The following is a 578-nucleotide window of genomic DNA, read 5'->3' as shown; positions in this document are numbered from 1 at the left end:
CGGAAAGCCTCGATGTGCTCGTCCAACTCCTGTGCCATCCGGCTGACCTGGGACTTCGAGAGCGAGTCGATGCCCAGCTGCCGTACGAGCTTGTCCATGCGCCGGGTCGAGACCCCGGCCAGGTAGCAGTCCGCGACCACGGTGATCAGTGCGGACTCGGCCCGTTTGCGGCGCTCGAGCAGCCATTCGGGGAAGTACGTGCCGGCCCGGAGTTTGGGGATGGCCACATCGATCGTGCCGGCGCGGGTGTCCAGGGGTCGGTGGCGGTAGCCGTTGCGCTGCGCTGTCCGGTGTTCGGAGGGCTTGCCGTACTCGGCCCCGCAGACCGCGTCAGCGTCGGCGGAGAGCAGTGCGTTGATCACGGTCTGCAGCAGGTGGCGCAGCAGGTCTGGGGAGGCCTCCCCGAGAGCTTCGCGCAGCAGGCGTTCAGGGTCGACAATGTGTGGAGCGGTCATCGTGGTGATGTCCTTTCGAGAGTGCTGTGGAAGGTTCGCTCGAAGGCTCCCACGGTGACCGCGTCCGTCTCGAAGATGGTCGTGGCCACCGGGGAGGGTTACACCACTATCCGGGACTCAACT

1 protein-coding gene is annotated in these 578 nt (G+C 66.3%); it reads right to left on the bottom strand.

All coding sequences use genetic code 11. The annotated features are described in order from the left end of the window. Positions 1-455, bottom strand: a 455-nt coding sequence (locus MF605_RS11900; RefSeq protein ID WP_242821300.1) for a transposase, incomplete at its 3' end; no start/stop codon positions are given. Positions 456-578: the final 123 nt, after the last annotated feature.

Origin of the sequence: Micrococcus luteus (assembly GCF_022664405.1) — a bacterium.
Lineage (GTDB): Bacteria > Actinomycetota > Actinomycetes > Actinomycetales > Micrococcaceae > Micrococcus > Micrococcus luteus.
The sequence above is the reverse complement of the archived record's forward strand: the minus strand, read 5'-3'. Positions and strand labels throughout refer to the sequence as shown.